Annotated in this window: 20 protein-coding genes; 6 read left to right on the top strand and 14 right to left on the bottom strand. The window is 65.4% G+C overall.

The features are described 5' to 3' along the window. Positions 1-116: 116 nt before the first annotated feature. On the top strand, positions 117-641 hold the full coding sequence (locus BJ6T_RS19695; RefSeq protein WP_014494223.1) for a FecR domain-containing protein: 525 nt from the start codon (positions 117-119) through the stop codon (positions 639-641). A gap of 61 nt (positions 642-702) precedes the next feature. Further along, positions 703-2,589 carry a CHASE2 domain-containing protein gene (locus tag BJ6T_RS19690; RefSeq protein WP_014494222.1) on the top strand — a complete coding sequence of 629 codons (1,887 nt, stop codon included), beginning with the start codon at positions 703-705 and terminating at the stop codon, positions 2,587-2,589. A 12-nt stretch (positions 2,590-2,601) separates the two neighbouring features. Here the strand turns inward: BJ6T_RS19690 and BJ6T_RS19685 are convergent, their stop codons facing one another. The 4 genes from BJ6T_RS19685 to BJ6T_RS19670 form a co-directional block, all read right to left on the bottom strand. Continuing rightward, positions 2,602-4,104: a glycosyltransferase family 39 protein gene (locus BJ6T_RS19685; RefSeq protein WP_014494221.1), complete on the bottom strand. Its 1,503-nt coding sequence runs from the start codon at positions 4,102-4,104 to the stop codon at positions 2,602-2,604. A gap of 6 nt (positions 4,105-4,110) precedes the next feature. Further along, positions 4,111-5,244: a glycosyltransferase family 2 protein gene (locus BJ6T_RS19680; RefSeq protein ID WP_014494220.1), complete on the bottom strand. Its 1,134-nt coding sequence runs from the start codon at positions 5,242-5,244 to the stop codon at positions 4,111-4,113. Positions 5,245-5,515: 271 nt separating this feature from the next. Next, on the bottom strand, positions 5,516-5,716 hold the full coding sequence (locus BJ6T_RS19675; protein WP_014494219.1) for a hypothetical protein: 201 nt from the start codon (positions 5,714-5,716) through the stop codon (positions 5,516-5,518). Positions 5,717-5,870: 154 nt separating this feature from the next. Then, positions 5,871-6,254 carry a hypothetical protein gene (locus tag BJ6T_RS19670; protein ID WP_014494218.1) on the bottom strand — a complete coding sequence of 128 codons (384 nt, stop codon included), beginning with the start codon at positions 6,252-6,254 and terminating at the stop codon, positions 5,871-5,873. Between the two features lie 101 nt (positions 6,255-6,355). Here BJ6T_RS19670 and BJ6T_RS19665 point away from each other — a divergent pair, with 101 nt between their 5' ends. Both BJ6T_RS19665 and BJ6T_RS19660 read left to right on the top strand, forming a co-directional pair. Then, entirely contained in the window at positions 6,356-7,192 is an 837-nt protein-coding gene (locus BJ6T_RS19665) for a DUF72 domain-containing protein (protein WP_014494217.1), read from the top strand. Positions 7,193-7,201: 9 nt separating this feature from the next. After that, entirely contained in the window at positions 7,202-7,663 is a 462-nt protein-coding gene (locus BJ6T_RS19660; RefSeq protein WP_014494216.1) for a DUF488 domain-containing protein, read from the top strand. A 25-nt stretch (positions 7,664-7,688) separates the two neighbouring features. Here BJ6T_RS19660 and BJ6T_RS19655 read toward each other — a convergent pair whose 3' ends face one another. From BJ6T_RS19655 to BJ6T_RS19610, 10 genes are all read right to left on the bottom strand, one after another. Beyond that, complete coding sequence (locus BJ6T_RS19655) at positions 7,689-8,603, bottom strand: PhzF family phenazine biosynthesis protein (RefSeq protein WP_014494215.1); 915 nt, start codon at positions 8,601-8,603, stop codon at positions 7,689-7,691. A gap of 124 nt (positions 8,604-8,727) precedes the next feature. Next, positions 8,728-9,627: an amidohydrolase family protein gene (locus BJ6T_RS19650; RefSeq protein ID WP_014494214.1), complete on the bottom strand. Its 900-nt coding sequence runs from the start codon at positions 9,625-9,627 to the stop codon at positions 8,728-8,730. Between the two features lie 22 nt (positions 9,628-9,649). After that, positions 9,650-10,891, bottom strand: a complete 1,242-nt coding sequence (locus BJ6T_RS19645) for an MFS transporter (RefSeq protein WP_014494213.1) — start codon at positions 10,889-10,891, stop codon at positions 9,650-9,652. 49 nt (positions 10,892-10,940) lie between these two features. Beyond that, positions 10,941-11,672 carry a GntR family transcriptional regulator gene (locus BJ6T_RS19640; RefSeq protein ID WP_014494212.1) on the bottom strand — a complete coding sequence of 244 codons (732 nt, stop codon included), beginning with the start codon at positions 11,670-11,672 and terminating at the stop codon, positions 10,941-10,943. A gap of 119 nt (positions 11,673-11,791) precedes the next feature. Continuing rightward, entirely contained in the window at positions 11,792-11,989 is a 198-nt protein-coding gene (locus BJ6T_RS19635) for a hypothetical protein (RefSeq protein WP_014494211.1), read from the bottom strand. 112 nt (positions 11,990-12,101) lie between these two features. Next, the gene (locus tag BJ6T_RS19630) at positions 12,102-13,409 is read right to left on the bottom strand and encodes an adenylate/guanylate cyclase domain-containing protein (protein ID WP_014494210.1); all 1,308 of its coding nucleotides are present in this window, start codon (positions 13,407-13,409) and stop codon (positions 12,102-12,104) included. Between the two features lie 29 nt (positions 13,410-13,438). Next, positions 13,439-14,602 carry an ABC transporter permease gene (locus BJ6T_RS19625; protein WP_014494209.1) on the bottom strand — a complete coding sequence of 388 codons (1,164 nt, stop codon included), beginning with the start codon at positions 14,600-14,602 and terminating at the stop codon, positions 13,439-13,441. After that, positions 14,599-15,537, bottom strand: a complete 939-nt coding sequence (locus tag BJ6T_RS19620; RefSeq protein WP_014494208.1) for an ABC transporter ATP-binding protein — start codon at positions 15,535-15,537, stop codon at positions 14,599-14,601. The genes BJ6T_RS19625 and BJ6T_RS19620 overlap by 4 nt, the downstream gene beginning before the upstream one ends. After that, positions 15,534-16,322: an HlyD family secretion protein gene (locus tag BJ6T_RS19615; protein ID WP_014494207.1), complete on the bottom strand. Its 789-nt coding sequence runs from the start codon at positions 16,320-16,322 to the stop codon at positions 15,534-15,536. The genes BJ6T_RS19620 and BJ6T_RS19615 overlap by 4 nt, the downstream gene beginning before the upstream one ends. Beyond that, positions 16,319-17,008, bottom strand: a complete 690-nt coding sequence (locus tag BJ6T_RS19610; RefSeq protein WP_028170600.1) for a TetR/AcrR family transcriptional regulator — start codon at positions 17,006-17,008, stop codon at positions 16,319-16,321. The genes BJ6T_RS19615 and BJ6T_RS19610 overlap by 4 nt, the downstream gene beginning before the upstream one ends. Before the next feature lie 109 nt (positions 17,009-17,117). On the opposite strand from BJ6T_RS19610, the gene BJ6T_RS19605 reads away from it, so the two are divergent. Together BJ6T_RS19605 and BJ6T_RS19600 are read left to right on the top strand one after the other, a co-directional pair. Further along, positions 17,118-17,453 carry an ArsR/SmtB family transcription factor gene (locus BJ6T_RS19605; protein ID WP_014494205.1) on the top strand — a complete coding sequence of 112 codons (336 nt, stop codon included), beginning with the start codon at positions 17,118-17,120 and terminating at the stop codon, positions 17,451-17,453. Further along, positions 17,450-17,923, top strand: coding sequence for an SRPBCC family protein (locus BJ6T_RS19600; RefSeq protein ID WP_014494204.1), 474 nt, complete (start codon positions 17,450-17,452; stop codon positions 17,921-17,923). The genes BJ6T_RS19605 and BJ6T_RS19600 overlap by 4 nt, the downstream gene beginning before the upstream one ends. Position 17,924: the final 1 nt, after the last annotated feature.

Raw genomic sequence — 17,924 nt, 5'->3', positions numbered from 1 at the left:
AAGACCGCACCGAGGAAATAGCTGCGAGAGCGGCACTTTTCAGCAGCCTCTGCGTGTGATACGGTACCGTATCAACATCGCTTTGAACTGTGCCAAGCACGCAAACGGAGGCTGGCATGAGAGGGATCGCGGGCGCCGGTATTTTCGCTCTGGCGTGGTTGTTTCAGTTGAACGGGTCAGCGAGTGCACAGCCGGCTGTCAGTGTCGGCTGCAGGGCATCGGCATCGGCCGCGGGCACGCAAGTCTGGCGCTGCGACAACGGCATCACCATCGTTGCGGAAAACGGCGCCAGATTTGAACTTAAGGACGCCAACCGCGACGGACATATTGACTCCGTGGAGTTGAGCAGCAAGGCGCTGCTGATCGAGGTGCCCAAGAAGCCTGGCGGCAATCCCTTCAAGGTGCTGACGCCGCAGGCGATCGCCGCAGTGCGCGGGACCAAATGGGCCGTCGATGTCGCTGAGGCCAAGACCGCGGTCTTCGTTGCCGACGGCCGTGTCGGTGTGAGCCGCAGGGCTCGTGGACGCGGCGTCGTGCTCGGACCGGGCCAAGGCGTCGATGTCGAGGCAACCGGCCCGTTGACCGTCAAGACCTGGGGCCAGCCGCGCGTCGACGCGCTGATGGCAAGACTGGGTCAATAAGGCCTGGACAATCAAGGCCCGCGCAACAACGCCCGGGCGACAAAGAAGATTGCAGTACGTAATGACTAGACGCGTTCAGATCCTGGTGGCACTCGTCCTCACCGCGCTGTGGGGTGCCGGCATCTATGCCGGCCACGCCAACGGTCATCTGCGCTTTCTCGATCGGCTCGAGGCGACGCTGACGGATTGGCGCACGCAGGTCCGCGGCGTGCAGGCTCCGCCCGATCTCGTCACCATCGTCGCGATCGACGACACCGTCGTGAAGCGCGGCGGCAGCTATCCGCTGCCGCGCGCCGATCTCGCGCGCGTCGTCGACACCATCGTGCAGTTCAAGCCGAAGGTCGTCGGGATCGACCTGCTGCTGGTCGACCGCAGCGCGGCGATCGGCGATGCGACGCTGGCCAACACGCTCGCAACCGGTCCCATGGTGCTCGCCGCCGCGGCGATCTTCCCCGCCGCCAGCGAGACCGTGGAGCCGGGCGCCCAAGGTCCCCTCGCCGCGCTGCCACAGGCCGAGCGCTTCCTGCTGCCTCTGCCCGCCTTCGCCGATCACGCCGAGGTCGGAGTCGTCAACGTCGCGACGGGGCAGTCGGGCTCGCCGCTTTCGGTGCCGATGCTGTTCCGGACCAGCGACAAGGTCGAGCTGTCGTTTCCCTTGCGCGTCGCGACGCGCGCGCTCGACAAGCCGCTGACGATCGCGCCCGATCATCTCATGCTCGGCGACCGCGCGGTGCCGACCGACTCCGACTTCGCGCTGCCGATCACCTATTACGGCCCGCGCCGGACCATCCGCACCGTCAGCGCCCAGAGCATTTTCGACGGCACGCTCAATCGCGCGGCGATCGAGAACCGCATCGTCGTGATCGGCGCGTCGGTCTCCGGCGGCGGCGACTTCTATCCGACGCCGTTCGATTCCCTGATGCCCGGTGTCGAGGTGATCTCGACCGCGATCACCCACCTCGTCGCCGGCGACGGCATCGTGCGCGACCGCAAGGTCCACATCGTCGACGCGCTCACCGCGATCCTGCTGCCGATGCTGCTGGTGGGCCTGCTCGCCTGGCGGCGCAGCGCGCCCGGCATCATCGCGGCAGCCGTGGTGATGATCGCCTGGGCCGGTCTCAACCTGTTCGCATTCACGCACGGCGTCTGGCTCAACGCTGCGACCACGCTCGCCGCGGCAGTGCCGCCGGTGATGGTCTTTGCCGGCGTGCAATTGTGGGCGGGAGGCCGCCGCACGCAATATCTCGCCGCCAAGAGCCGGTCGCTCGCGCAATTCCAGGCACCGGCGGTGCAGGAATGGCTGGCGCGCGATCCCAATTTCCTGTCCAAGCCGGTCCGGCAGGATGCAGCGGTCGTCTTCATCGATCTCTCCGGTTTCACGACGCTCAGCGAACGGATCGATCCGGACGAGCTGCAGCATCTGCTGAGGGCATTTCACGCGCTGATCGACAAGGCCGCGGTCGACAGCGGCGGCATGATCACCGGCTTCCTCGGCGACGGCGCCATGATCCTGTTCGGCCTGCCGGGCGCAATGCCCGACGACGGCGCGCGCGCGCTGCAATGCTCGATCGACCTGTATCGCAGCGTCGATCGCTGGATCGCTTCGCTGCCGCCCGCCACCCGCGGCCAGCTCGGATTCAAGATCGGTGCGCATTTCGGCCCGATCGTCGCCTCCCGCCTCGGCGGAAGCCACCAGCACATCACGGCGACGGGCGACACGGTCAACGTCGCAAACCGCTTGATGGAGGTTGCCGCCCAGAACTGTGCGCGGCTTGCGCTCAGCGATACGCTGCTGGATGCGGCCGACTTCCACGGCGCTCCCGACGGCATTCTGTCAGGTCCCCTGCTCACCCAGGTCCGCGGCCGCTCCGGCGTCGTGACCGTCTGGTTCTGGCGCGACCAGAACGGGCCGGGTCAGCCCGCGACCAAGGCCGAGATGATCGACTGATTTTGGGGCCGGCTACCGCACTTCCGGCGGCGGCGAGCGGTCGAGCACATCGCCCTTGGCGCCTTCGAGCAGATCAATGCCGTAGGTCTCGACCACGAGCGGCCCGCGCTTGCGCTGCAATTGCGCAATTTGCGTCACCTTCGCGAACAGCTCGTCGAGGGCGGGATGGCCGTCCGGGCGCAGCTCGTCGACAGAGATCAGCTTGCCGGCAAGCAGCTTCGGATCGGGCTCGGGCATGTTGACCCAGCGGATGCGCTGGTTCTGCTGCAGCACGCAGGTGCCGCGCGGCAGGTAAAAGGCGAGCCAGCCCGTGGTGCCGTAGTCCTGCGCGAGCACGCAGGTCGCGCCACTGCGCGCGCGCACCGCTTCGATCTCGGCGGCGAGCTCGTGCCAGCCGACGCCGACGCTGCGCACCGTCGCGTCGCGGCGATAGCCCGACAGCCAGCCGGTGTTGGCTTGCACGATCAGCGCCGCAAACATCACGATGCCCACGGGCGCGGCCCAGCGCAGGCAGAAATCCGCGAGACGCCGCGCGCGCGGTTGCCATGGCACGAGACTGGCGGCGGCAGCCGCGGCAACGATGAAGGGCGGATAGACCGGCGCGAACCAGTTGGCTTCGACGCGGGCATGCAGCGAATGCCAGACGAAATAGACGACGATGGTCCAGAACAGCGTCTCGATCAGCACACGCGAGGCCAGCGCGCCGGCCCGGCGCCAGGTCAGCGCGTGCAGGCCCATCGCGCCGAGGATAAAGACGAGCGGCGTTGCGAAGGCGATCTGGGTCGGGATCAGCTCAGCGATGAAGACCGGACGGAAGTCCTCGATCTTCGCCCGCCCGAGCTGCTTCACGAACGAGACCCATTGATGATCCGCATTCCACAGGATCACCGGTGAGAACAGCGCGAACGCAACGAGGCCGCCGAGATAGGGCCAGGGCGAGAGGAACCAGTGCCGCAGTTTCGGCACGGCCGCGAGCCAGATCAGGATCGCGGCGCCAAAGAACATCGCGGTGTATTTCGACAGCAGCGCCGCGCCGACCGCCGCGCCGACGGCGAGCCACCAGACGCCGCGGCCGGTCTCCAGCACCTTGGCGAGGAAGAACAACACGAAGCTGGAGGCAACCAGCAGCGGCGCATCGGGCGTGACGATCAGCGTGCCGACCGAGGCCATCATGGTCACGTTGAGCAGGATGGCGCTGGTCGCAGCCACCCGCGCGCCGCCGAACAGGATGGCGGCGGAGCGGTAGATCGCGTAGCTCATCGGCAGCGCCAGCAGGATCGAGAACACGCGGACGCCGAGCTCGGTGTCGCCGGCGATCATGGTGCCGGCGCGGATCACGTAGGCGACCATCGGTGGGTGGTCGTAATACCCCCCGGCGAGGTTCTTCGACCACATCCAGTAATAGGCCTCGTCGAAGGTGATCGGCGTGAACGCGGCCGCGACCAGCCGCAAGCCGACCAGCGCGACGATCACCAGCGCGGTATTGCGGACAATCCGCGCGTCAGCCCCGCCCATGTCGAGCTATTTCTTGCGCCAGACGAACAGTCCGGACATCGCGTAGTTCCACACCACGCCCATCAGCGCGCCGGCCATGCCGGCCAGCCACCAGATCGGCTCCTGGTCGTAGACCGAGAAGGCGACGCCGACATTGGCGAGCAGGCCGACGCTGCACACGATGTAGAAGGCGATCAGGCCGCGCAGCAGCGCAAAGCCCTTCAGCCGCTGGTCGCGATAGGTGAGGAAGTTGTTGAGGACGAAGTTGCTGGTCATGGCGACGACGGCGCCTGCGGCCTGCGCCTCCGCGAACGGCGCCTTGAACAGCTGAAGGGCGATGAACAGCGTCGTCAGATGCACCACGAGGCCGATGCCGCCGACCATCGCGAACAGGATGAAGCGAAGCGAGACCGCATCGTTGGTGAACTTGGCCAGCACCAGGCCGAGAAAGTCCAGCGCGACCATGGAATCGAGCTTGCTCTCGCCGTGCTGGCGCTGACCGAACGTGTAGGGAATTTCGACGGCTCGCAAGCCACCGTTCGCGCTCGCGACGAGGTCGAGCAGGATCTTGAAGCCGTGCACCGAGAGCTTCGGCGCGAGCTCCTCGAAACGGTCGCGGCGAACCATGAAGAAGCCGCTCATGGGATCGGCGATCTCGACCCGCAGCACCTTCTTTGCGACCTCGGTCGCCAGCGCGCTTGCGCCGGCGCGCTGCTTGTTGAAGCCTTCGCTCTTGTAGCCCTCGATGTAGCGGCTGCCGACGACGAGATCGGCCTGGTCGCTTGCGAGCAGCAGCAGCATCTTCGGCAGTTGCGTCTCGTCGTGCTGGAGGTCGGCATCGATCACGGCCACATAGGGCGCGCTGGAGGCCAGGATGCCCTCGATGCAGGCGCCCGACAGGCCGCGGCGGCCGATGCGGCGGACACAGCGCACGCGGTTGTCGCGCTGCGCCAGCGCGCGCACGACGTCCCAGGTGCCGTCGGGCGAATTGTCGTCGACGAACACGACTTCCCAGGCGACGTTGGCGAGCGTCGCCTCCAGCCGCCGGTACAGCACCGTGACGTTGTCGCGCTCGTTGAACGTCGGGACGATGACCGACAGTTCCGGCGCCTCTTGAGCCTGCGGGGGAGTGCCGGAGCCCGGTCTGATCGCTTCATTCATGACGGCAGCGTATATCTGCCGCGTCCTGCGCTGCCAAGACGTTGCGCAGCCAAGATCTACCGAGCCGGGGGTCTGTGGGGAAAGGCCCAAAAAGGGCCCAAAAATGCCAACGACCCCGGAACGGCGGACTGCGCGTACATCCGGCGCAAGCCCAAGCTATTCCAAGGTCGTTCCAGCGCCGGAGGTTTCGCTCAACGTCGCCGTTAGACGCTAGATAAGAACGGTAAAACCGCTTCGCAAGGGGGCATAGCAGCCCTTTTTCGGATCCTTGCTAGTTCGGGACTTCCTTGATCACCGGCCCACGCGGTGCGGGGGCGGCCGGGACAGCGGGCGCTGCCGCCGGAGCCGGCTCGGCCTTTGCCGGCCTGGGCGGCTTGCCGTACTGGCCGATCGGCCCCAATACGACGGCGACCGCAAGCACGACCGCCGCGACGATCGCGCCCAGAATGCCACCCAGCGACTCAGACGACATGGAAGCCCATCCCTGTTCCAGATGCCGCCAGTGATACCATGGATGCGCGCGGAGCTGGAAGAGCCCCCGCGGAGGGACGAATAGCGAGTGGCTCATCGCGAACGGGGAGCGCCGGCCTACGTGCCCTCTTCGCGATGGGCCATTCGCCACGGCCCTACTTTACGGGCGGCCTGTGCTTGACGAACGCCGTCACGATGTCCTTCTGCGCCGACTCGACCGCCCTGTTCGCGGTGGCGAGATGGGCGCCGGCATCGATGTTCGGATATTGCGTGGTGAGATAGTCGAGCAACGCCACCCGGTAATATTGCCGCTCCGACGGACAGGCGCCCGCGACCGAGCGGCCGAAATCCTGTTCCGACATTCCCTGATTGGAGTCGCGCGAGTATTCCCGCGCCAGGCAATGCCAGTAATCGTCGCGGCCCTGCATGGCGAGCTTCTGGGCGCCCTTGGCGTCGTCGTCATCGTCGGCCATGGCAGAACAAGTCATGGCAGCAGATGTCATCATGACGAGCGCCGCTCCCACCATCAGCATCCGCATTCTTGTTCTCCTTTTTGCGCGGGTCCAGCTGCGAGCTTAGACGGGACGGCGCAACTGGCCAATCACATCTGGTTTGATTAGGATGAGGTCCCTCCCCGTCGATGCGAGACCCTCCCGTGGCCAAAGCAAAAACCGCGTCCAAAAAATCCGGCAACATCTTCATCGGCGTCGGCGGCTGGACCTTCGAGCCCTGGCGCGGCGTGTTCTACCCGGAGAAGCTCACGCAGGCAAAGGAGTTGTCCTACGCCGCCTCGAAGCTGACCTCGATCGAGATCAACGGCACCTATTACGGCTCACAGAAGCCGGAGAGCTTTCGCAAATGGGCCAGCGAAGTGCCCGATGGTTTCGTGTTCTCGGTGAAGGGACCGCGCTTCGCCACCAACCGCCGCGTACTCGCCGAGGCCGGCGATTCCATCAAGCGCTTCTATGATTCCGGCGTGCTGGAACTCGGCGACCATCTCGGACCGGTGCTGTGGCAGTTCGCGCCGACGAAAAAATTCGACGGCGCCGATTTCGGCAAGTTCCTGGAGCTGCTGCCGCGCAAGCTCGAGGGGCGCGCGCTGCGCCATGTCGTCGAGGTCCGCCACGACAGCTTTTGCGCGCCGGACTTCGTCGCGCTGATCCGCGAGTTCGAGACGCCTGTCGTGTTCGCCGAGCACGGCAAATATCCGGCGATCGCCGACGTCGCCGGCGATTTCGTCTATGCACGGCTCCAGAAGGGCAATGACGAGATCAAGACCTGCTATCCGCCGAAGCAGCTCGACGCCTGGGCCAAGCGCTTTCAGGACTGGGCCGAGGGGAGTGAACCCGACGATCTGCCGAAGGTCGACAAGGCCAAGCCGAAGAAGGAGCCGCGCGACGTGTTCGCCTATGTCATCCACGAGGGCAAGGTGCGCGCACCGGCCGGCGCCATGGAACTGATCGCGCGGGTGAGCTGAGGATGGTTCATGGCAAAGGCGAAAAAGCTCTTCACCATCGGTTATGAACAGACGCCGCCCAAGGCGGTGCTCGACGCGCTGGAAGAGGCCGGCGTCAAGCTCGTGGTCGACGTGCGCGCCGTGACGTCATCGCGCCGGCCCGGCTTTTCGAAGAAGCAGTTGTCCGCGGGCCTGGATGAGCGCGGCATCGCCTATGTCCATCTCGCCGCGCTAGGCACGCCGAAGGAAGGCCGGCTCGCTGCACGCAGCGGCCAATACGATGTGCTGGAGAATATCTATTCAAAGCACCTGAAGACGCCGCAGGCCAGGGAAGAGATGGACGAGCTCTCGGCGCTGGTGATGAAGGCCGGCCCGGTCTGCCTGCTCTGCTACGAACGCGATCACACCCACTGCCACCGCCAGATGATCGCGGAAATCATCGAGGAGCGCGATGGCGTGGCGGTGAGGAATTTGGCGGGACGGCAGGTGTGATCGTCCCGGGCATGACGGAGAGAGCCTACCCCTCACCCGCCAGCTCGAACGTCCCCTCCATCATCTGCACGCAATGGCCGCCGACATAGGCATCGAGAAGGGCCCCGCCCTCCTTTTCCACTGTCGTCCGCAGGATGCTCGGCCGGCCCATGTCAAAACCCTGGCCGATGGTGAGCTTCAGCTCGCCGTCGCGGAGCGAATCGAGGGTGGCGAGCAGCGCGGCCGCGGCGACCGTTGCGCTGCCGGTGGCGGGATCCTCGGCGAAACCGCTGGCACCGCGCATGAACATCCGCGCCTGGAGGTCGCAAGGCGCCTGCGCCGCGGGGATATCGCGCGTGTAGAAATAAATCGAGAACGCGCCATCGCGTGGCAGTGTCCGGCCGAACGCCGCAGCGTCGGGCGTCGCCCGCCGCAGCGCGTCGCGCGAATGCAATTCCGCGACCACGAACGGCGTACCGACGCCGACGACTTCCGGCACATGGCGATCGGTCCTGACGTCGTCCGCGCTCAATGACAGGCACGCGGCGACATCGGCGGCGGACAGCTTTGCAAGACGCGCCAGCGGCTGCGGCGCAGTCAGCTCGGCACCGACGACCTTGCCCTGCTCCCGCCAGATCTCGACCGGCACGATTCCGGCTTTCTCTTCGAACAACAATCGCGGCCAGGGCTCATTGCTGCGCCGGGCCAGCACGAAAGCGGTGCCGACATTGGGATGACCCGCGAAGGGAAGCTCCCTCACCGGCGTGAAGATGCGGACCTCCGCGTCGTGGCCGGGGTTGCGCGGCGGCAGCACGAAGGTTGTCTCGGAATAGTTGAACTCGGTCGCGATCGCCTGCATCTGCTGCGTCGTGAGCCCGCCGGCGTCGAGCACCACGGCGAGCTGGTTGCCGCCGAAGGCGCGGTCGGTGAACACGTCGACGGTGATGTAGCGGCGCTGCATCGCTCATTTCCTCTTCACGCAAATCGCAGCCGCGCTCGGCTGCATCGCCGGCACTCTACAAGCCGGCGACATCGCTCGTCATGCCCCAAAATTGAGTGCAATCGGAGCAATCGCGGAAAACGATTCAGAAGCGGAAGAGTGAACGTGGCGATGCGAGCACTTGCGCACGCGCGGCGGGATCGGTGATCAGCGTGTCGAGAAACTGGCGGTTCCTCTCATAGCCCTGCGACGCCTCGAACTGCGTGTGCGGCCAGTCGCTCCCCCACAGCAGACGATCAAGACCGTAAGCACTACGCAGCAACGGATAGGTTTCCTTCGCAAAGCTCTCGCCAGCCGCGCCGTTGCGATACGGCGCCGAGATCTTCACCCAGACGTTCTTCGTCGCCTCTAACTTCAGTACCGACTGAAAGCCGGGATCGGCGACGCCGAGCTTTGGATCCGGCAGCGCGTAGTGATCGAGCACGACAGTGACGCCGTGATCGAGCAGCCGTGGCGCGAGCACAGCGAGATCGGCCGCATTGCGCTGGATCTCCACCTGCCAGCCGAGGGCCTTTAGATTCGCCAGCAGCGCCTTCCATTCGCTGGCCAAGAGATCAGGCAACGGCTGGCCGACGAGATTGAGACGAATGCCGACGACGCCGGCACGATCGAGCGCGCGCAGTTCGTCCGCGGTCACGGAAGGATCGACCACCGCGATGCCACGCAGGCGTCCGCCGGCCGTCCTCAGGCTCTCGACCAGATAGGAATTGTCGGTGCCAAGAAAGCTCGGCTGCACCAGCACGCCATTGCTCATGCCATTGCGGTCGAGCTGCTCCAGATACAGCGCCAGCGGCGCGTCATAATCGGGGGCATAGCGCCGGCCGGGCGCGAGCTTGAGGCCGCGGTGGAAGACATGGGCATGGGTATCGATCGTCGGCAAGCTCGCCTCACTCTTCGCTCGGCTCGCGACGGCCGCGGCCGCCACGAGGGATACAAGGCCTGTGCCGAATTGGCGGCGCGTCAGGCCGCGCTCGCGGGACATCATGGTGATTGCTCCCCATCCGGCGTCAGGCGCGCGTCGCGGCGGCTTGTTCAAAAACCTTGCCGCGGGTCTCGGGCAGCAGCACCACCGCGATCAGCACCAGCGAATAGGCGAAGGCCGCATCGATGCCGATCGCCGGTCCGAGCCCGATATGGTCGCTGAGATAGCCCACGAGGAACGGGAACGCGGCGGAGACGATGCGGCCGAAATTGTAGCAGAAGCCGACGCCGGTGCCGCGCACGCCGGCCGGATAGAGTTCGCTGAACAGCGCCGCCATGCTGGCGGGAATGCCGGCGGAGAAGAAGCCGAGCGGAAAGCCGAGCACCAGCATCTCGCCATTGGTCAGCGGCGCAAAGATGTAGATCAGCACGGTGACGATGCAGGCGCTGGCGAAGAAGGCGACGTTGGCCCTGCGGCCGATACGGTCGCTGATGATGCCGCTGGCGACGCAGCCGCAGAAGAAGGCGACGATGATCACGGCGAGGTAGCCGCTGGAGCCCAGCACCGACAACTGCCGCACTTCGCGCAGGAAGGTCGGCAGGAACGTGGTCAGGGCCGCGTAGCCGCCGTGGGCGCCGATGCCAAACAGGCCTCCGATCAGCGTCGAGCGCAGCACGTCGCGATGGAAGATGCCCGAGAGCGTGGCGAAGAACGGCGTCTTCCCGGCTGCGACGGCGCGTGGCGGCTCCTTCAAGCCGCGGCGGATGAAGATGATGAGGAGCGCGGGCAACAGCCCCAGTGCAAACAGCAGCCGCCAGGCGATGTCGGCGGGTGCATAAGTGAACACGAGGGCCGAGAGCAGCACGGCTGCGCCCCACCCCACGGCCCAGGCGCTCTGCACCGAGCCCAGCGCCTTGCCGCGATGCTCGGGGCGGATGATCTCGGCCATCAGCACCGCGCCGCAGGCCCATTCGGCGCCGAAGCCGAGGCCCTGGATCGCCTTCAGGATCAGGAGCTGGGTGAAAGTCATCGCGAACGCGCAAGCGAAGGTCGCGAGCGCAAAGGTCGCAACAGTAATCTGAAGCGCCTTGACGCGGCCGAAACGGTCGCCGAGCGCGCCACCGATCCAGCCGCCGAACGCGCCGAAGAACAGCGTGATCGAGCCGAGCAGACCCGCATCGGCCTTGCTGATGCCGAAGGCGGCGATCAGCGCGGGGATGGCAAGGCCGAACATCTGGACGTCGAGCGCATCGAGCGCCCAGCCGCCAAAGCTTGCCCAGAACGTGCGCCGCTCCAGCGGAGAGCTTTCGCTGTACCAGTTTGACATTTTTCCTACCCTTGTACTCGTTATTGCTTGATGTCTTGAAAAGTCGCGCTCACCTGATCTCGGCGTGGTAGCGGAACCGGTCGGCCGGCCCGCGCGACCTGCGCCATTCGATCGGCCGCCGCTCCAGATCGAGCGCGAGGCGCTCGATCACGATCAATGGCGCGTGCGCTTCGAGGCGCAGCAGGCGCGCCTGCATCTCGTTGGCGGTTTCGACCGTCAGAATTTCCTCGGCCGACACCACCACCTCCCCGCAGCGCTCCTCGTAGAGCGGATAAAGCAGGTCGCCGAATTCGGCGGTGTCGATCTCCAAGATCGGCGCGAAGCGCGATTGCTGGAGCCAGATTTCTTCGGCGAGCAGCGGCACATCGTCGATCAGGCGCAGACGCGACAGGCTGATCACGGGCTCGCCGACAGGGATGCGCAGCGCCGAGGCAACGGCCGAATTCGCGGCAACGCTCTTGCGCCGGATGATGCGGCTCTTCGGCACGCGCCGCTCGCCGCTCTCGGACTGGAAGCGGAAGAAGCGGAATAGCGAGGAGTTGAAGCGCGCCCGGCGCACGAAGGTGCCGCGGCCCTGCTGGCGCTCCAGCACGGCATCCGCAACGAGCTGATCGATCGCTTTGCGCACGGTGCCGATCGCAACGCCGTAATGCGCCGCAAGCTCGGCCTCCGACGGGATCGGCTCGCCCGGCCGCCATTCATTGCGGTTGATCCGCGCGGCGAGGTCGTCGCGCAGGCGCTGGTAGCGTGGCAGGCGATCGTCGTGCGGAGCTGCATTCATATAGTCATATAGATGACTAGATGAGATGGGAGTCAAGAGCTACCAGGGTACCGCAATTGCGAGACCGGCGACGCGAGGTCGGGCGGGCGGACGTTGCCAACCCGACCTCGCCTTGCGTGTTAGTTCGCTGCCTTCGGCGTGCAGGGCGGTTGCTTGTAGGGCGCAGAGGCAAACGCGCCCTGCGCCGGAGCCCTCACGCAATCCGCAGCCGCCTGAGGCGGAGCGCGCCGCGGGGCGACGTCGCGGGCGGCTGCGGCCTGGGTTTGATAGACGGCGGCGGCGATCAGGGCGGCCGAGACAAGGGTCAATCGGGTCATGGGTTCTCTCCGCGTGGCAAACGGAAGCCGAGAGGTTTCGGCGTCCTGACAACATGAGCGGAAATCGCCGTGAGATATTTCATCACGCGCCGTCAACGAAACGCGAGCACCCTCACCCCAGTTGAAACACCGCTACCTTGTGCTCGTAGCCGCGGACCGCGACCTCGCCGAGCGCGACGGCGTCCTCACCGTCGTCGCCGAGCGCCTCGCGGACAGACTCGGAGATCAGGAGCTGCGAGCCGAGCTCCTTGTTGAGTGCCTCCAGCCGCGAGGCGAAGTTCACGGTATCGCCGATCACCGTGTACTCCTTGCGTCGGGGCGAGCCGATATTGCCGGCAACGACCTCGCCGAAATGGATGCCGATGCCGATCCGCAGGGGCCAGCTCGTTTGTGCGTTGATGCGGTCCATCGCGGCCAGCATCTCGCGGCCTGCGGCAACCGCGCGGTGCGCGGCGTCGGAGGCCTCCAGCGGCGCGCCGAACAGGGCGAGGAAGCCATCGCCCAAAAACTTGTTCACGATGCCGCCCTGACGATCGAGGATGTCGACCAGCACGGCGAACGCGCCGTCGAGCCGGTCAACCACCTCCTGCGGGGTGCGCAACCGCGCGCTGGCGGTGAAGCCGCGGAAATCGACGAACATCACCGCGACGCGACGAAGGTCGCCGCCCGCGCTGGGTCCCGCCGCCATCAGCCGCTCCACCACCTGCGGCGAGACATGCTGGCCGAACAGGTTCGTCACCCGGTCGCGCGCGGTGGCCGCCACAATGCTCGCGGCAAATTGCCGCCGCAACCGCGCGCCGACGGCGCCCGCGAGCACGCCGCAAATCAGGATGATGGTGCTGCGCACCACGTGAAAGTAGATCAGGGGCTCGCCGGCGTCGTTGGCCGAATTATAATACAGCGCGACGGCCAAGAGTTCGGCTGCGGCCACAAATCCAGTGAAGGTGGACAGCCAGAAATCGAGCCGCAGCGTCGAAAGAATGACGAAAATGAAATAAACCAGTGGCAGCACGAAACCGAGCGCCTGGCTCGCCCCCATGCTGCGAATCTGCAGGATCAGAATGATCGTCGGCAGCGACGTTTCGATGAGAGCGCCGATATAGCGCCTGATCACCGGCAGGTCGCGATCGAGCTTGAGGTTTCGCCTGATCTGACGGTGAATCCAAACCTCGAAGAGGATGAACCCCGCCAAGAGAATGTATTCGTGGACGAGGCCCTCCGTCCCGCGCCAGACCCGGTTCACGAGAGCAGGGTCGATCAGGTAGGTTGCGGTGAGGAACAAGATCATGACGCAGCCGGTGATGATCAGTGTCCGCACGCGCAACAGCTCGGTGCGCAGCACTTCCCGCGTCAGCTCGCGCTCGAAATCCTCCGATAGCACGGCGTGTTGCCGGGTCTTCCTGCTGGCTAACCTGACCATTCCACCCCTCGATTCCGGGGCATTCTGCCTCAATCCAGGGTGCGGCGGAAGCGCGTGACCGCGATGGTCATGGCGACCAGCATCAGGATCGCCAGCGCCAACGCGTCGAAGCGCAAATTCTGCATGGTCGCGCCCTTCAGCATGATGGCGCGGACGATCCGCAAGTAGTGGGTCAGCGGCAGGCACTCACCGAGATATTGCGCCCAGACCGGCATGCCGGCGAACGGGAACATGAATCCGGAGAGCAGAATGCTCGGCAGGAAGAACATCATGGCCATCTGCATGGCCTGGAGCTGGTTCTGCACCACCGTCGAGATGGTGTAGCCAATCGATAGATTTGTAGCGATGAACAAGGTCGACAGCAGCGCGAGCAGGAACAGATTGCCGAGCAAGGGCACACCGAACAAGCCGACGCCGATGCCGATGATGAGGAAGGCCTGAACGAAGCCGACCAGCACATAAGGAATGATCTTGCCGAACATCACCTCGACCGGCTTGATCGGCATCGACAGCAGGCTCTCCATGGTGCCCCGCTCGACCTCGCGGGTGACCGAGAGCGCGGTGAAGATCAGCATGGTCATGGTGAGGATGGTGCCGACGAGGCCCGGCACGATATTGAGGCTGGACGACGCGGCCGGATTGTAGCGCGCATGCGCGCGGATCTCGAACGGCATCTCGGGCGGATTGCCGATATAGAGATCGTGCGCAAGCGCGGTCTGCACGACCATGCCGAGCGAGCCGAGCGCGGCGCTCGCCGCAACGGGATCGGTGGCGTCGGCCGCAACCAGCAGCGCCGGCCGGTCGCCGCGCCGCACCGCGCGCTCGAAGCCGCGCGGAATCTCGACGCCGAACAGCACCTTGCCCGATTTCAGCAGGTTGTCGAAATCGTCGACGTCGTGCACCTCGTAGATGAAGCGGAAATAGGCGGTGTTCTCCAGCGCCTTCAACACCGAGCGGGCAAGATCCGAATCCTCCTGGAGCAGCACCGCGCTCGGCAGATTGTGCGGCGTGGTGTTGATGGCATAGCCGAACAGCAGAAGTTGCATCACCGGCAGCATCACGATCATCGCGAACGACACGCGGTCGCGCTTGAGCTGGATGAACTCCTTGACCAGCATCGCATAGGAGCGCTTCCAGAAGCCGAAGCGCTCGCGGAATTCGTGCGCGGGTGCGGGATGATCGGCGGCGCTCATTGGAAATTGTCCTTCGAACGGCTCATCAATTCGATGAACACGTCTTCGAGCGAGGGCGATGATTTGTGCCAGTGCAGGCCGCCCTTCTCGCGCCACGGCGCGATGCTGGCCTCGAGCGCGGCCACGTCGCGCCCGGACACGTGCAGCGAAGTGCCGAACGGTGCCACCATGTCCACGCCGGGCTTGCCGGTGAGCGCGGCCGTGAGCCCGTTGAGCTCCTCGCCCGTCACGGTGTAGGTCGTCAGGGCGGACTTCGCGATCACCTCCTCCACCGTGCCGTGCGCCAGGAGATGGCCGTAGGCGATGTAGGCGATCTCGTGGCAGCGCTCGGCCTCGTCCATGTAGTGGGTCGAGACCAGGACGGTGAGGCCGTCGGCCGCGAGCGCATGGATCTCGTTCCAGAAATCGCGCCGCGCCTTGGGATCGACGCCGGCGGTCGGCTCGTCCAGCAGAAGCAGTTTCGGACTGGGCAGCGTGCAGGCCCCGAGCGCGAGCCGCTGCTTCCAGCCACCGGAGAGCTCGCCCGCGAGCTGCTCCTCGCGCCCCGACAGCCCGAGCCGCTTGATCATGTCGCGCGCAGCGCCGCGTGCGTCAGTGAGGCCATAGAGCCGCGCGACGAATTCGAGGTTCTCCCGAACCGAGAGGTCCTGGTACAGGCTGAAGCGCTGGGTCATGTAGCCGACCTGGCGCTTGATCTTTTCGGCATCGCGCCGGATGTCGTAGCCGAGGCAGGTGCCCTCGCCACTGTCGGGCGTGAGCAGGCCGCAGAGGATGCGGATGGTGGTGGTCTTGCCCGAGCCGTTCGGCCCGAGGAAGCCGTAGATCGAGCCGCGCTTCACCTGCATCGACAGATCGTGCACGACCTCGCGGCCGCCAAACGACTTGGTCAGGCCCTTGACGTCGATCGCGATGCCGTTGCCGTTGCCGCCGCTCATCGCTTGTCCGCCACCGGCGTTTTTGGATTGAGATAGACGTCGATCGGCTGTCCGACCCGCAGGGCATCGGGCCGCGAGGGCCGCGCCTGGATCAAATAGACCAGCTTGTTGCGCTCATCGAGGCTGTAGATGACAGGCGGAGTGTATTCGGCCGAGGTCGCGATGAAATAGATCTTTGCGGTGAGATCCGCCGCGCAATTGTCGCAAGAGATGCGCACCGTGTCGCCGATCGCAAGCTTCGGCAACTCCGTTTCGGGCACGAAGAAGCGCAGCTTCATGTTGCCAGGCGGCATGATCGAGAGCACCGGCCGCTGCGCCGCCACCATCTCGCCCTCGCGGAAATAGATCTGCTGGATGGTGCCGGCAACGGGCGCAAAGCCCCTCCGCCGCGCCATTCGCGTCTCCGACGTCGCGACCCGCGCTTCGGCGACACGCAAGGACGACACCGCGGAATCGAGATTGGCCTGCGTGCCGGACCCGGTCTTGTTCAGCGAGGCCGCGCGATCATAGGTCTGCTGCGCGTTGGCCAGTGTCGCCTTGTTCTGGTTGAGGTCGGCAAGCTGGAGATCGTCGTCGACGGAATAGAGGGCATCGCCGACCTTCACCTCGTCGCCCTCGCGGACATTGAGCTTCGTCACCCGGCCCGCTTCGTCCGGGCTGACGAAGATCATGTCGGCCTCGACCCAGCCCTGAAATCCGGGATCGCGCTTGTCCTTGCAACCGGCAAGGCCGGTTGCAAGGACGGCGGCCAACGCAAACACAGAAATTGCCCGCGACGACCTCATGTCGTCCTCCGTTCACCAAAAATCACATCGAGATGGACGCGCAGCATGTCCTGGGCGTCGAGCGGCGCGTGCCGTGCAAACAGGCTCTGCCAGATCACCGCGATCATCGCGGGTGCGACCAGGATCTGCGGATAGCGCGCGAGGTTCTTCTCGCGGATCTCGCCGCGGGCAATGCCGAGCTCGATCAGCGCGCGCATGCCGGCGATCCCGCGCGAGACGACCTCGCGATAATAGAAATCGGCGACGGACGGAAAGCGCGGCCCTTCCGCCACGATCAATCGCACGAGATCGCCGCGCCTCGTGCCGATGACCTCCTTGAGGAAGTTACCGGCAAAGGCCTCGACGAGATCGCGCACCGAGCCCGTCGGCGGCGGCAGCGCATTCAGCTTGGCCACGACGGGCACGATCACCGTGCGCACCAGCTCCTCGAACATCGATTCCTTGTCCTTGAAGTGCAGGTAGATCGTGCCCTTGGCCACGCCCGCCCGCTTGGCGATGTCGTCGAGCCGCGTCGCGGCAAAGCCACGCGCGATGAACTCCTCCATCGCCGCTTCCACGATGGCCGACCGGCGCTCGGCCGCACGCGTGGCACGGTTCGAAGCGGGCGCAGCGTCGGCGGGCGAACGGCCCTTCGCATCGGCGCGAGCTGCGGTTGGCGTGACTGCTTTGGTTGGCTTCTTTGTCATTCCAAATTTATGACTGACTGGTCAGTCACAGTCAAGACGGCGATCCAGCCTGCTTCAAGCCAATAAATTAGCATTGACTAATGCATTAGCGCTTACTAATCTAACACCCATGATCGAAGCCACCCCAAATCCCGTCACGACCGTGATGCGTGCCCTCGCCGATCCGACCCGCCGCGCCGTGTTCGAGCGCGTGTTCGAGAGCAAGGAGATCAGCGTCGCCGAGCTCACCCGCGGCAGCGGCGTGACGCAGGGCGCGATCTCGCAGCATTTGAAGTCGCTGAAGCAGGCCGGCCTCGTCGCCGAGCGCGCCGAGGGCCGCAATGTCTATTACCGCGCCGCGCCGCAAGGACTCGAGCCGCTGGTCACCTGGATGGACCATTACGGCGTGTTCTGGCGCGAGCGCTTCCAGAATCTGCGTGACCTCTTGAAGGAGATCGATCCGTGAGTGCAGCCGAGTTCAAAGCCGAGACAAAAGACATCGTCCAAGACATTGTTTTGGAGGACGTCTTCCCTCACGCGCCCGAGACGATCTGGAAGACGCTGACCAGCGCCCGGTTGATCGCGCGCTGGCTGATGCAGCCGACCGGCTTCGAAGCCGTCGAAGGCAAGGCCTTCACCTTCCAGACAACGCCGGGCGGCAATTGGGACGGCGTGATCCATTGCCGGGTTCTGGAAGTCGTACCTAACCGGCGCCTCGTCTATGCCTGGAAAGGCGGCGACGAACGCAACACCGGCTACGGCGCGCCGCTCGACACCGTCGTGACGTGGTCCCTCACCCCGGTCGAAGCCGGCACGCGGATCCGCCTGGTGCATGCGGGCTTCATCATGCCCAGAAACGAATCGGCCTACACGGTCATGAGCGGCGGCTGGAAGAAGGTTGTCCGCCAGCTCGACGAGATCAGTGGCGAGAAGTGAG

The sequence above is a fragment of the Bradyrhizobium japonicum USDA 6 genome, from assembly GCF_000284375.1.
GTDB classification, from domain to species: Bacteria; Pseudomonadota; Alphaproteobacteria; order Rhizobiales; family Xanthobacteraceae; genus Bradyrhizobium; species Bradyrhizobium japonicum.
The sequence above is the reverse complement of the archived record's forward strand: the minus strand, read 5'-3'. Positions and strand labels throughout refer to the sequence as shown.